At 63.6% G+C, this 12,839-nt stretch carries 11 protein-coding genes; 3 read left to right on the plus strand and 8 right to left on the minus strand.

Features of this window, described 5'->3' with window-relative positions; translation table 11 throughout:
• Positions 1–1,223, plus strand: a 1,223-nt coding sequence (locus ACZY0Y_RS15960; RefSeq protein WP_463959083.1) for a deaminase, incomplete at its 5' end; no start/stop codon positions are given.
• 356 nt (positions 1,224–1,579) lie between these two features.
• Here ACZY0Y_RS15960 and nrdF read toward each other — a convergent pair.
• The 7 genes from nrdF to ACZY0Y_RS15995 all read right to left on the minus strand — a co-directional run bounded on the left by nrdF (position 1,580) and on the right by ACZY0Y_RS15995 (position 9,649).
• The gene (gene nrdF, locus ACZY0Y_RS15965) at positions 1,580–2,554 is read right to left on the minus strand and encodes a class 1b ribonucleoside-diphosphate reductase subunit beta (protein WP_024368367.1); all 975 of its coding nucleotides are present in this window, start codon (positions 2,552–2,554) and stop codon (positions 1,580–1,582) included.
• A gap of 94 nt (positions 2,555–2,648) precedes the next feature.
• Positions 2,649–4,769: a class 1b ribonucleoside-diphosphate reductase subunit alpha gene (nrdE, locus tag ACZY0Y_RS15970; RefSeq protein WP_463881650.1), complete on the minus strand. Its 2,121-nt coding sequence runs from the start codon at positions 4,767–4,769 to the stop codon at positions 2,649–2,651.
• A gap of 95 nt (positions 4,770–4,864) precedes the next feature.
• Complete coding sequence (nrdI, locus tag ACZY0Y_RS15975) at positions 4,865–5,353, minus strand: class Ib ribonucleoside-diphosphate reductase assembly flavoprotein NrdI (protein WP_463959085.1); 489 nt, start codon at positions 5,351–5,353, stop codon at positions 4,865–4,867.
• Positions 5,354–5,392: 39 nt separating this feature from the next.
• Complete coding sequence (gene nrdH, locus ACZY0Y_RS15980) at positions 5,393–5,638, minus strand: glutaredoxin-like protein NrdH (RefSeq protein WP_326959408.1); 246 nt, start codon at positions 5,636–5,638, stop codon at positions 5,393–5,395.
• 512 nt (positions 5,639–6,150) lie between these two features.
• Positions 6,151–7,506: a class I SAM-dependent methyltransferase gene (locus ACZY0Y_RS15985; protein ID WP_463959108.1), complete on the minus strand. Its 1,356-nt coding sequence runs from the start codon at positions 7,504–7,506 to the stop codon at positions 6,151–6,153.
• A 2-nt stretch (positions 7,507–7,508) separates the two neighbouring features.
• Complete coding sequence (locus ACZY0Y_RS15990) at positions 7,509–8,240, minus strand: DUF1365 domain-containing protein (RefSeq protein ID WP_463959087.1); 732 nt, start codon at positions 8,238–8,240, stop codon at positions 7,509–7,511.
• Complete coding sequence (locus tag ACZY0Y_RS15995; RefSeq protein ID WP_463959089.1) at positions 8,237–9,649, minus strand: NAD(P)/FAD-dependent oxidoreductase; 1,413 nt, start codon at positions 9,647–9,649, stop codon at positions 8,237–8,239. The genes ACZY0Y_RS15990 and ACZY0Y_RS15995 overlap by 4 nt, the downstream gene beginning before the upstream one ends.
• A 183-nt stretch (positions 9,650–9,832) precedes the next feature.
• Between ACZY0Y_RS15995 and ACZY0Y_RS16000 the strand changes: the two genes are divergently transcribed.
• Positions 9,833–10,765 carry a LysR family transcriptional regulator gene (locus ACZY0Y_RS16000; RefSeq protein ID WP_463881446.1) on the plus strand — a complete coding sequence of 311 codons (933 nt, stop codon included), beginning with the start codon at positions 9,833–9,835 and terminating at the stop codon, positions 10,763–10,765.
• Positions 10,766–10,817: 52 nt separating this feature from the next.
• Here the strand turns inward: ACZY0Y_RS16000 and ACZY0Y_RS16005 are convergent, their stop codons facing one another.
• A complete protein-coding gene (locus ACZY0Y_RS16005) occupies positions 10,818–12,224 on the minus strand; it encodes an aldehyde dehydrogenase family protein (RefSeq protein ID WP_463959090.1) in 1,407 nt (468 codons plus the stop codon).
• 99 nt (positions 12,225–12,323) lie between these two features.
• Here ACZY0Y_RS16005 and ACZY0Y_RS16010 point away from each other — a divergent pair, with 99 nt between their 5' ends.
• Positions 12,324–12,830 (plus strand): DUF2004 domain-containing protein, encoded by a 507-nt coding sequence (locus ACZY0Y_RS16010; RefSeq protein WP_463881441.1) that lies wholly within the window; start codon positions 12,324–12,326, stop codon positions 12,828–12,830.
• The last annotated feature ends 9 nt before the right edge of the window (positions 12,831–12,839 follow it).

A 12,839-nucleotide genomic window follows, 5' to 3' on the forward strand; every position in this document is an offset into this window, starting at 1 on the left:
TTGCCGCCGGCCACCGCGATGGCCAATTTCAAGACAAAAAACCAGCCGCAAACCGTGGCTGCCTAACTGACAAGAAACCACCCGACTGTCTCACATCCTTGACACACCTCAAACGTCCAGCCGAAGTCACCACGCTGCGTCAGGTTTATGCAGACCGGTTTTTCCTGATTGGCGGATTCATAGATGAAGAATCTCGAATTCAGCAATTTCGGGATAAGTTGCGGTCATCCTACAAAGGGGAACCAGCTCTAGTAACTACACAACGCGCCCGTGATCTAATCATCAAAGATGACAACGAGCCGACTGCTTTTGGGCAAAATGTCCGGAAGACTTTTCCCATGTCCGATCTTATTGTTAAGATCGAACTCCACGTAGGTCAGAACTCTCGAGGCCATCACAGCCTCGAAATTGCACGTTTCTTTGACCTGATTTTTCAGAGCCCGCGCTACTCCCCGCCAACAGTGGACGAACTTGCGATGCACCTAGCAGACACAGCGTCCGCTATGACGACTGCCCTCGGGCGCAAAGTCGGTGCTTGTATTATCAGTCGCCACGGTAAAGTAATTGCGCTCGGACACAATGAGGTTCCGACTGGAGAACGAACGGACACAGAAATTGGCTTCGACACAAGTGACGGTGAAATACAGAGTCTCGCCCTAGAAGTCTTGGAAGATCTTTCTAGAAAGGGCTTCCTCTCGGATGAGAGTAAACAAAAGCTGGCAGAAGACGCTTCTGTTTTTCTGGGAGAAATCGGTGATCTACCGCTTCGAGGTCTAATCGAGTTCCAACGTCCCGTACATGCAGAAATGACCGCGATGATGGATGCGGCCCGCCAGGGCATCGCACTACACGAGGCAGCAATATACACCACAACGTACCCCTGTCATCTCTGTGCCAAGCACATCGTGGCTCTAGGCTTGGACCCGGTAATTTACATCGAACCGTATCCAAAAAGTAAAGCAGAATCTATGTATGAAACCGCAGTCAAATCGACCTTCCGGCCCTTCCATGGTGTTACACCTCGCGCATTTGGACGACTATTTGCAGCTCCTGACTCCGATCGAAAAGCCTCCTCCGGGGCATTGACTTTGTGGGATCCAAAAACGTCCACGCCGCGTATTCCCCGTGATTTTCAAGGATTTGCCATCAATGACGCCGAATCCGTCGTATTACATCAGTTTGTTATCGAGTCGCCCAATCGAAAGGAATCCTCCCATGAATAATGGCGGCTTTGCCGAAACTCCCGCCCAAGCACGTGAACGAATTTTATTGGCTGCCCAATCTCGGTGGCAGCAACTCTCCTCTCCGCTCCAGGAGCTTTCACTATTCACTGCTAAAGAATCGGCTGCCGACTCACAGTACATTGTAAACGGCGGTCACGACTTCCAATTGGAACGAAAGCGGATAATTGCATGAACGCCGGAATATTCGGTTAGCTGGAGCTCACTGCTAACTGACCGTCAGAGCGGTTCTGTAGATATACTTCAATTAGAACAACCCTATAACTTGCAAAGCTATGGCGACCGGAGTTTCCGGTCGCCATAGCTTTATTTGATACTACAAGCGGGAGAAAAGAGCACTAGAAGTCCCAGTCGTCATCCTCAGTATTAACAGCCTTGCCGATCACATACGACGAACCGGACCCCGAGAAGAAGTCGTGGTTCTCGTCAGCGTTCGGCGACAGGGCCGACAGGATGGCCGGGTTCACGTCGGTGACGGAGGCCGGGAACATGGCCTCGTAGCCCAGGTTCATCAGCGCCTTGTTGGCGTTGTAGTGCAGGAACTTCTTGACGTCCTCCGCCAGGCCGACGGAGTCGTAGAGGTCGTGCGTGTACTGGACTTCGTTTTCGTAGAGCTCGAAGAGCAGCTCAAACGTGTAGTCCTTGATCTCCTGCTTGCGCTCCTCGGACAGGCCCTCGAGGCCCTTCTGGAACTTGTAGCCGATGTAGTAGCCGTGCACGGCCTCATCGCGGATGATCAGGCGGATCAGGTCAGCCGTGTTCGTCAGCTTGGCCCGCGACGACCAGTACATCGGCAGGTAGAAGCCTGAGTAGAACAGGAAGCTCTCCAGCAGCGTCGAGGCCACCTTGCGTTTCAGGGGGTCGTCGCCCTGGTAGTAATCCATGACGATCTGGGCCTTCTTCTGCAGGTTCACGTTCTCCGTGGACCAGCGGAACGCCTCGTCGATCTCCTTAGTGGAGGCCAGCGTGGAAAATATGGAGGAGTAGCTCTTCGCGTGCACCGACTCCATGAAGGCGATGTTCGTGTAGACGGCTTCTTCGTGCGGGGTGATCGCGTCCGGGATCAGCGAGACGGCACCGACGGTGCCCTGGATGGTATCCAGCAGCGTCAGGCCGGTAAACACGCGCATGGTGAGCTGCTGCTCGTCCGGGGTCAGCGTTGCCCACGACTGGACGTCGTTGGACAGCGGGATCTTTTCCGGCAGCCAGAAGTTGTTGACCAGGCGGTTCCAGACGTCCACGTCCTTGTCGTCCTGGATGCGGTTCCAGTTAATGGCTTCAACGTGGCTAAGCAGCTTGACCTTCTCGGTCATGTCTTCCCCTAAAAGTTGGGTTCTTCGTTAAGTTAAGCGTACGACGGCGGGCGGGCGCCCGCCGTCGTACTGGAGCAAAATCAACCGATATCGGTTACAACATGCAGCTGACGCAGTTGTCCACCTCGGTCCCTTCCAGCGCGAGCTGGCGGAGACGGATGTAGTAGATGGTCTTGATGCCCTTCTTCCAGGCGTAGATCTGGGCCTTGTTGATGTCGCGCGTGGTGGCGGTGTCCTTGAAGAACAGCGTCAGGGACAGGCCCTGGTCCACGTGCTGGGTTGCCGCAGCGTAGGTGTCGATGACCTTCTCGTAGCCGATCTCGTACGCGTCCTGGTAGTACTCCAGGTTGTCGTTCGTCAGGTACGGCGCCGGGTAGTACACGCGGCCCAGCTTGCCTTCCTTGCGGATCTCGATCTTGGACGCCACCGGGTGGATCGAGGAGGTGGAGTTGTTGATGTAGGAGATCGAGCCCGTCGGCGGAACAGCCTGCAGGTTCTGGTTGTAGATGCCGTGCTCCATGACGGAAGCCTTCAGCTCGCGCCAGTCATCCTGGGTGGGGATGTGGATGTTCTTGAACAGCTCGGCAACCTTGGCGGTCTGCGGGACCCATTCCTGGTTCGTGTATTTGTCGAAGAACTCGCCGGACGCGTACTTCGACTTCTCGAAGCCGCCGAAGGTCTGGCCGGTCTGGATGGCCAGCCGGTTGGAGGCGCGGACCGCGTGGAACACCACCGAGTAGAAGTAGATGTTGGTGAAGTCGATGCCTTCTTCGGAGCCGTAATGGACCCGCTCACGGGCCAGGTAGCCGTGCAGGTTCATCTGGCCCAGGCCGATGGCGTGGCTCTGGTCGTTGCCGCGGGCGATCGAGGGCACCGAGGTGATGTTGGACATGTCCGAGACGGCCGAGAGCGCGCGGATGGCGGTCTCGATGGTCAGGCCGAAGTCCGGCGAGTCCATCGCCTTGGCGATGTTCAGCGAACCCAGGTTGCAGGAGATGTCCTTGCCGGTCTGGTCGTAGGACAGGTCATCGTGGTACGTCGTGGGCTGGGAGACCTGGAGGATCTCGGAGCACAGGTTGGACATGATGATCTTGCCGTCGATCGGGTTTTCCCGGTTCACGGTGTCCTCGAACATGATGTACGGGTAGCCGGATTCGAACTGGATCTCGGCGAGGGTCTGGAAGAACTCACGCGCCTTGATCTTGGTCTTCTTGATCCGGGAGTCGTCCACCATCTCGTAGTACTTCTCGGTGACCGAGACGTCGGAGAACGGCATGCCGTAGACGCGTTCGACGTCGTAGGGCGAGAACAGGTACATGTCCTCGTCCTTCTTGGCCAGCTCGAAGGTGATGTCCGGGATCACGACGCCGAGCGAGAGGGTCTTGATGCGGATCTTCTCGTCCGCGTTCTCGCGCTTGGTGTCCAGGAAGCGGTAGATGTCCGGGTGGTGCGCGTGCAGGTACACCGCGCCGGCACCCTGGCGGGCACCGAGCTGGTTGGCGTAGGAGAAGCTGTCCTCGAGGAGCTTCATCACGGGGATGACGCCGGAGGACTGGTTCTCGATCTGCTTGATCGGTGCGCCGACCTCGCGGATGTTGGTCAGCGCGAACGCCACGCCGCCGCCGCGCTTGGACAGCTGCAGGGCGGAGTTGATGGAACGGCCGATCGACTCCATGTTGTCTTCGATGCGGAGCAGGAAGCAGGAGACCAGCTCGCCGCGCTGGCGCTTGCCGGCGTTGAGGAACGTCGGGGTGGCCGGCTGGAAGCGGCCCTCGATGATCTCATCGACCATCTGGGTGGCGAGCTGCTCGTCGCCGCGGGCCAGGTGCAGGGCCACCATGCAGACGCGGTCCTCGTAGCGCTCCAGGAAGCGCTTTCCGTCGAACGTCTTCAGCGTGTAGGAGGTGTAGAACTTGAAGGCGCCGAGGAACGTCTCGAAACGGAACTTCTTCTTGTACGCGCGGTTGTAGAGCTCGCGGATGAAGTTCATCGTGTACTGGTCGAGGGTTTCGCGCTCGTAGTACTCGTTCTTGACGAGGTAGTCGAGCTTTTCCTCAAGGTCGTGGAAGAACACGGTGTTGTTGTTCACGTGCTGCAGGAAGTACTGGTGCGCGGCCTCGCGGTCAGCCTCGAACTGGATCTCCCCGTTCGGGCCGTACAGGTTCAGCATGGCGTTGAGCTCGTGGTAGCCCAGGCCCTGGAAGGCAGCCGGCATGACCGGCTTCTCACCCGGGACGGTGTGCTTCTCGACGTGCTTTTCGACGTGCTTTTCGACGGCGGCGGGCTTCGCTGCGGCGGAGCCGGACCCGGTTACTTCTGTGTCTGCGACAGTCGTGTCCAAAATTGTTCCAATCCTTGTTGTACTCGGCTGACGTCTTCCGGCGTCCCCATGAGTTCGAATCGATATAGGTGCGGGACCTGGCATTTCGCGGCGATGATGTCGCCGGCCATGCAGTAGTTGTCCCCAAAGTTCGTATTGCCCGCCCCGATCACTCCACGGAGCTGTTGCCGGTTCCTCGGATCGTTCAGGAAGCGGATGACCTGCTTCGGAACGGATCCCTCTCCCCCGGTGCCGCCGTAGGTGGGAAGCACCAGCACGAAGGGCTCGGTGGCCACGAGCGCGGGTTCCCTCGCATGGAGGGGAATCCGCGCCGCGTCGATGCCCAGCTTCCTGACGAAGCGTGCGGTGTTCTCCGAGGTGGAGGAGAAATAGATGAGGTGGCTGGCGGTGGTCCGGACAGTGTCTGCTGCGGTGTCTGCTGCCAGCGACGTGTGGGCCGCTGCTGTTGCCAGTGCCATGGGAGTCACCTCATCTGACGTGTTTTCCTGAGAAGCGGTTCAGGCGACGGCGACGGAGTACGCCTGCGCCAGTTCCTCGATCTTGTCGGGGCGGAAACCGGACCAGTGGTCCTGGTCCGTGACGACAACCGGAGCCTGCATGTAGCCGAGGGCCTTCAGGCGCTCGAGGGCATCCGCATCCTGCGAGATGTCGACGCTCTGGTAGGTGATGCCCTTCTTATCCAGCGCGCGGTATGTCGCGTTGCACTGAACACAGGCCGGCTTCGTGTAAACCGTAACGGTCATGGTCCCTGTCCCCTTTGTTGAAGTCTTTGGTACTGCGTAATTTTTTACAGCGAACTGTCCACTGCGTTCGAGCTGAGTCTCTGGTGCGTCTCCGGTGCCAGTAGTCCGGGCGGGCCGATCCGGGACAGGAATCCTTATCCGTTACTGGCCTTGCCTGGCGAGCATTGCTGCTCCGCTGGAGCTGTATGTCGATACTACATGTAGTGCAAGAGCCCGATGTGGACCCCAAGATGATGTATTACAAGTATGTCATTTAATGCACCGCCAGTCCACAGGCGGGGTGCCTCAAAATGTCCGTATTTCCGCCATTTTGCCGGACGAAATCCACAGGCTGTGGAGTACCTTTGCACAATTAACTCCCTGCGTGTCGCGTGGTGGACGGCGTGTCGCCGGTGTGCGGCGCGGCGGTCCGGAGTGCTGTTAAGCACTGGATGTGGTGTCCGGAAACACGAAGAAGGCGGGCACCCGTCGGGTGCCCGCCTTCCACAGCGTGAGGCGGCTAACAGCAGCCGCTAATTGCTGCCCTCGCCCGCAGTCCGGCGGTCCAGGACGATCTGCTGCACGTCGAGGTAGCCGGTTTCGAAGCCCGCCCGGGAGTAGCAGAGGTAGAACAGCCACATGCGCTGGAAGATCTCGTCGAAGCCCAGGGCCCGGACGTCGGCGGAGCGGGCCATAAAGCGTTCTTCCCAGAGCCGCAGCGTCTGGGCGTAGTGCTCCCCCATGGCCAGGCGTTCGCGGACGCGGAGTCCGGTCTGCTTCTCCGTGATGTCCTCGATGGCCCGGACGGAGGGGATGACGCCGCCGGGGAAGATGTACTTGTGCACCCACGTGTAGCTGGTGCGGGTGGCCATCAGCCGGTCATGGGCGATCGTGATGGCCTGGATGGCGACCTTCCCGCCGGGGGCGAGGACGCGCTCGATGGTCTGGAAGTACGTGGCCCAGTATTCGAAGCCGACGGCCTCGATCATCTCGACGGAGACGACGGCGTCGTACTCCCCTTCGACCGCGCGGTAGTCCTTGAGCTCGATCGTGACGGCGTCGGTGTAGCCGGCGTCGGCGATGCGCTTGCGGGCCAGTTCCTGCTGCTCGCTGGAGAGGGTGACGGAGTAGACGGTGGCGCCGCGCTGCGCGGCCCGGAGGGCGAGCTCGCCCCAGCCGGTGCCGATTTCCAGCACCCGGGTGCCCTGCCCGACGCCGGCCTTGTCCAGCAGCCGGTCGATCTTGGCCTGCTGCGCGGCGGCGAAGCCGTCCCAGGCGACGCTCTCCAGCGCTTCGCCCGATTCCGGGAAGAGTGCGCTGGAGTAGGTCATGGTCTCGTCCAGGAACGTGCCGAAGAGCTCGTTGGAGAGGTCGTAGTGCCGGGAAATGTTGGAGCGGGTGTTCTGCTCGGTATTGCGTTCCTTCCGCGGCTGCCGCGGCAGGTAGAAGGCACGCAGTTTCTGCAGCGGTTCCGGCACGAGGGTCCCCACGCGGGCGGCGAAGACCTCCATGACGGCGGTGAGGTTGTCAGCGTCCCAGTCGCCGGCCATAAAGGACTCGCCCAGGCCGATCAGGCCGCCGTCGCCGAGCCGGGCCGCGAACGCCTCGGGACGGTTCATGGTCATGACGGGGTAGGTGCGGCCGGGAGTGGCAGCCTTGCCCAGGACGGTGCCGTCCGGGTAGCGGACCTCCAGCGGAAGCCGGCGGACCGCAGCTTTGAAGATGGCGTCAGCGGCCCGGCCGGCCACCCGGGCTTTGAGGCTTGAGGGGACGGTGGCGATGCTTGGCCAGATGGCGGCGTCGACCGCGGCGGGCGGCTGCGGGACGGTGTAGGGGGCTGCGGACTCATGCGTCCGGCGCGCGGCGCCGGATCCGGTCGCTTCGGTCATTGTCACTGAACTGCCTCCTGTGAAGGGTGGTGTGGTCGTTTGATGATGGGCAGCCGACGTGCCCAGAGTTTGATGCCCTGCCAGCGGATCTGCGCCGAGACGCGCAGGGGTGCCAGCGGGACCGCGAGCGCGGTGGCGAGGATGTTCCGCACGGTGGCGTCGTGGCGTTCGCCGTCCACGCTGGCGATGAAGGGCTGCTGCCCCTCGCGTTCGAGGACGATCGAGACGGCGAGCCGTTCGCCGGGTTCCGGGAGTTTCATCCGGTACTGGCCTTCGACGTCGTTGAAGGGTGAGACGTAGAAGGCCTTCGGGACACTGGCCCGGCCGGCGTCGTCCGTTTCGAGGAGGTAGCAGTGCCGTTCGCCGTAGGTGTTGTGGACCTCGGCGAGGACGCAGCGCAGCTCCCCGGCGGCGTTGTGGCACCAGAACAGGCTCAGCGGGTTGAAGACGTGGCCGAACACCCTGGCGCTGGCCAGCATGGTGATCCGGCCGCCGTCGAGGTCGATCCCCCGGGTGGCGAGGAACGCCTCAACGTTGCCGCGGAGGGTGCCGTCCGGGTCGCCCAGGTGGTCCGCGACGCTGAAGCCGGCGAGCGGCCGGAGGAGGCGGGGCATCACGGGGAGCCGGTCGACGTCGACGTACCAGCTGTAGCTGCGGTAGGTGAACGCATTCTTCAGCGGGGTGCGCCGCACATGCGCGATGGAGGTGCGGTAGATGGCGGCAGTGGCGCTCATGAGCCCTCCGCGGAGACGCTCTGCAGGTCCGGGTCGATGGCCACGGCACGGTACTCCTCGTTGAGGGCGACGGCGGGGTCGTCCCAGGTGCGCCCCAGCCGTTCCGCGGCCCGGACGCCGGAGAGGGCGCCGTCCTCGTGGAATCCCCAGCCGTGGTAGGCGCCGGCGAAGGCCAGCCGGGCGTCGCCGAGGGCCAGGATCTGCTCCTGCGCCCGGAGCGACTCCGGGGTGTACTGCGGGTGTTCGTAGACCATGCGCTCCAGCACGGAATGGTCCGCGATCAGCTCGGACTCGCCCAGGCTGACGATGTAGCGTCCGCCGTCTGCGGGGTCGAGCCGTTGCAGCCGGGCCATGTCGTAGCTGACCAGGACCTTGTCCGGGCGGGCGTCGCAGGAGGGCAGCCGGTAGTTCCAGGATGCTCTGGCGTTGTCACTGGACGGCAGCACGGCGGCGTCGCGGTGGAAGACGGTGTGGTTGACCGAGTACGGCATCCCGCCGAGCGCGGCCCGCTCGGCGGGCGAGGCGTCGGTGAGCATGCCCAGCGCCTGGGCCGGGTGGGTGGCAATCACGACGGCGTCGAACGTCTCGGTGGTCATGGTGCCGGCGCCGGTGGTCCCGGTGGTCAGTTCCACGCCGTCCGCGTGGCGCCGCACGCCGATGACCGGGCAGGCCAGGCGGATGTCCGGCAGCGTGGCCGCGAGTTTATCCACGTAGGTGCGCGAGCCGCCGGTGACGGTGCGCCACTGCGGCGAGCCCGAGACTCCGAGCAGTCCGTGGTGGCCCAGGAAGGTGAAGAGGTAGCGTGCCGGGTAGGCGAGCGCCGTCGTCGGGTCGCAGGACCAGACCGCGCTCACGATCGGTGTCATGAAGTGCGAGATGAAGTAGCTGCTGAACTTCTCCCGGGCCAGGAAGTCGCCGAGGGTCAGCTCCGGGGCAGCTGTGTTCTCCCCTACGGGGGCGCCCTCGGCGAGCAGGGCGCGGGCCTTGCGGTAGAAGCGCATCACCTCGAGCAGCATCAGCAGGTAGCGGCCGCGCAGCAGGGTGGCGGGGCCGGGCAGGATGCCGCGGCCCTTGGCCCGGGCGCCGGCGTATTCCAGGCCGCAGCCGTCGCAGCGGACGGACATGCTCATTTCCGAGTCCTGGGTTTCAATGCCCAGCTCAGCGAAGAGCCGCAGCAGTGTGGGGTAGGTCCGTTCGTTGTGGACGATAAAGCCGGTGTCGATCCCGAGCACGGGCCCGCCTGCCTGCGGCACGTCGTGGGTGTGGGCGTGGCCGCCGAGCCGGGAATCGGCTTCGAAGAGGGTGACGGTGTCCTGCCGGTTCAGGACGTACGCGGCGGTCAGTCCCGCCACCCCGCTGCCAATCACGGCTACTCGGCGGCCCTCGGGATTCCCTGCTGCATCTGACACTGATCTGCTCCTGTTGGCTGGTACATCGATTGCCTGGATCGTCCGGGTGAATCGTCTTATGGGCAATTCGTCGCCGTGGGGCCGGTGGATGTGTGCGACTTCCGAGCTTTTTACTTGAGTCCAATGTGCCAGAATGAAGCGGGATTGCGGTCCCGCCTCACCGGAACGCCAGAAGGGCAGCCCTTGATTAACCCCGTCCATCTGCGGACCCTTGTCGAAGTGACCCGGCTGGGGTCCTTCGCGGCGGCCGCCACCCGGCTGGGGTACACGGCGTCGGCGGTTTCCCAGCAGATGTCGGCCCTGGAACGCGACACCGGCGTTGAGCTGTTCCAGCGCTCGGCCCGCAGCATCCAGCCCACGGAAGCCGCCCTGGTCATGACCCGGCATGCGGCCAAGGTCCTCACGGATATCGAGGCGCTGATGGCGGCGGCGTCCCGCACCGCGGACACCACCCGGCAGGAGCTCCGGCTGGGCATCTTCCCCAGCCTGGCCACGTATGTGCTGCCGCGGATCCTGGCGAATCCGGCCTGGAAGAAACTCGGCATCGACCTGCGGGTCTCCGTCGCGGAGCCGGCCCAGACCATCCAGGGCCTGCGCACCGGCGGCGAACTCGACGTCGCCCTCGTCTACCAGGTGGGTCAGTCCGGCCTGGCGTGGCCGCACACCGTGAACCGGCAGTGGATCGGCGACGACGACTTCCGGGTGGTGCTGCCGGCGGCCTGGGGCATCGGCACGGATTCGAAGGTCGCGGCGGACCACCTCTCCGACATGCCGTGGATCGTGCACCACCCCGGCACGTCCGACGCCACCGTGATCGAGCGGCTCTTTGCCAGCTGCAACCTGCACCCGAGGGTGGTGGCGTACAGCGATGACTTCCACGCGAGCCTTGAGATGGCCGCGGCCGGGCTGGGCGCGGCGCTGGTTCCCGAGCTCGCCCTGCTGCACCGCCCGGCCGGGGTGGTGGTGCTGGACGTTCCCGAGATCCGGCTGGCCCGCAACGTCTTTGCCCTGCTGATCAATGAGAAGCAGACCGCGCAGGTCCAGCTCTTCGTCGAACTGCTCGCGGACACGTTCAACTCCCCGGCCCTGAAGCAGTCCGTCCCGCGCAAGGGCTGAGTCAGCGCACGGGATGAGTCAGTGCAAGGGCCGGGTCAGCGCACGGGCCGGGTCAGCGTGCCCGGAGCCGTTTGCGGAGCCCGGTCCCCATCCCGGCGAGGGCGCTGATGAGCCGGTGTTTGGTCTTGGTGTAGGGCGGGTAGATCAGTTCCAGGGTGTCGGGCCGGAAGGTCTTGGCCAGGGTGGACCGTTCGTGCGAGAACGTCCGCAGTGAGTGCTCACCGTGGTAGGCGCCCATGCCGCTGCCGCCGACCCCGCCGAAGGGCAGTCCCGGAACCATCAGGTGCGCCGCGGGGACGTCGAAGCACAGCGCCCCCGAGGACGTGCGTTCCGCGAAGGCCCGGCGGGTGCCGGGGTCGTTGCTGAACACGTAGAGCGCCAGCGGCTTGGCGCCGTCGTTGATCATGCGGATGGCCTCGTCCTGCCCGGCGACGGGGACCAGCGGGAGAAGCGGGCCGAAGATCTCCTCCCCCATGACGGTGTCCCCGGGTGCTGGCCGCAGCAGGGTCGGGGCGAAGTGGCGGCTGGCGGCGTCCCGCTCGCCGCCGTGGACCACGGTGCTGCCGTCGGCGAGGGCCGCGATCCGTGCGAAATGCCGGTCGTTGACGATCCTGCCGTAGGAGTCGCTGAGGGCGGCGTCCGTGCCGAAGAGCGCGCCGATCGCCTTGACCAGCTCGCGCTCGAGCGGAACCAGTACGTCTTCGGTGGCCAGGATGTAGTCGGGCGCCACGCAGGTCTGCCCGGCGTTCATGAACCGGCCCCACGCGAGCCGTTTGGCGGCCTTGGCCAGGTCAGTGGAGGAGTCCACGTAGGCCGGGGATTTGCCGCCCAGCTCGAGGGTGACCGGCGTCAGGTGCTCGGCTGCCGCGCGCAGCACCACCTTGGCGGCGGCCTCACCGCCGGTGAAGAAGATGTGGTCGAAAGGCATCGCCAGCAGCGCGGTGGTTTCCGGGATGCCGCCCTCGACCACTTCCGCCGCGCCGGCCAGGTATTCCGGAATCCAGCGGGCCAGGGCCGCCGAGGTGGCGGGGGCCTGTTCGCTCGGTTTGAGGACGACGGTGTTGCCGGCGGCGAGGGCGCCGGCCAGCGGGGCGAGCAACAGCTGCAGCGGGTAGTTCCATGGCCCGATCACCAGCACCACCCCCAGCGGGGTCAGCTCGGTCCAGGCCCTGGCGGGCTGGACCGCGAGCGGGACGGCGACGGGACGGGGCCGCAGCCACGCCGCGAGGTGCTTTTCCAGGTGCGCGGCTTCGGCTGTGACAAAACCGATTTCCGTCAGCAGCGATTCGGTGGCGTGTTTGCCCAGATCGCTGCCCAGCGCTTCCGCGAATTCCGTGCGGCGCTCCGCCAGCATCCGGCGCAGGCTGCGCAGTTGCTCGAGCCGCCAGCCCAGCGGACGGGTGGCTCCGCTGTCGAATAGTTGACGGGCGCGGGCGACGGCGGGGGCAGCAGTTTGCATCCGCTCAATGTACCGGCACCGGCCGCCAGGGCGGGTCCGGTACCGGATAAAACCTTGGGAATGCTGGAACGGGCCGGTTATGAGGACTATGTTGAAGGTATGAACAAGGTAGCGAGCAAGCACTTCGGAGAGGTCGAGCTCAACCACGGAAGGGACCACAATTTCACCGCCAAGCATGAACTGGCGGGAGAGACCGTGGAGCTTGACCTGAATGTCAACGCGCATGACCACTTCGACGAAGCGGCGATGCACAAAGTTGACTACCGGTTGCGTTTCCTGCCGGAGCTCGTGGACCAGGTCCGCGAAATGATCGCCGACGAACTGGGACAGGACGGCACCAGCCCGCAGGAGTACCGCCACTTCCACTGCACCGCGATCAAGGACGAGCACCTGAAGAAGGTCTTCGGCGTCGAGGACAAAAACCAGCTCACCGATGCTGTTTTCCTGAAGGCGCTCAAGCTGGGCCATGTGGGCATCTTCCCCGGCCAGCCGGAACGCTACTTCGTTCTGGACTTCACGCTCGGCAAGCACTTCACCGACGAGGTCCTGGTGGCCTCCGCGGACGAGGACGGCGTCGTGGACGACGAGATCCTCTGGGAATCCTGAATCGATTGC

The sequence above is a fragment of the Pseudarthrobacter kochi genome (assembly GCF_055412805.1).

Excerpts from the sequence above, each read along its gene's own strand:
- ACZY0Y_RS15985 (WP_463959108.1), bottom strand. The coding sequence starts at position 7,506 with ATGACCGAAGCGACCGGATCCGGCGCCGCGCGCCGGACGCATGAGTCC.
- nrdI (WP_463959085.1), bottom strand. The coding sequence starts at position 5,353 with ATGGCACTGGCAACAGCAGCGGCCCACACGTCGCTGGCAGCAGACACC.
- nrdH (WP_326959408.1), bottom strand. The coding sequence starts at position 5,638 with ATGACCGTTACGGTTTACACGAAGCCGGCCTGTGTTCAGTGCAACGCG.
- ACZY0Y_RS16005 (WP_463959090.1), bottom strand. The coding sequence starts at position 12,224 with ATGCAAACTGCTGCCCCCGCCGTCGCCCGCGCCCGTCAACTATTCGAC.
- nrdF (WP_024368367.1), bottom strand. The coding sequence starts at position 2,554 with ATGACCGAGAAGGTCAAGCTGCTTAGCCACGTTGAAGCCATTAACTGG.
- ACZY0Y_RS15990 (WP_463959087.1), bottom strand. The coding sequence starts at position 8,240 with ATGAGCGCCACTGCCGCCATCTACCGCACCTCCATCGCGCATGTGCGG.
- ACZY0Y_RS16010 (WP_463881441.1), top strand. The coding sequence starts at position 12,324 with ATGAACAAGGTAGCGAGCAAGCACTTCGGAGAGGTCGAGCTCAACCAC.
- nrdE (WP_463881650.1), bottom strand. The coding sequence starts at position 4,769 with ATGCCGGCTGCCTTCCAGGGCCTGGGCTACCACGAGCTCAACGCCATG.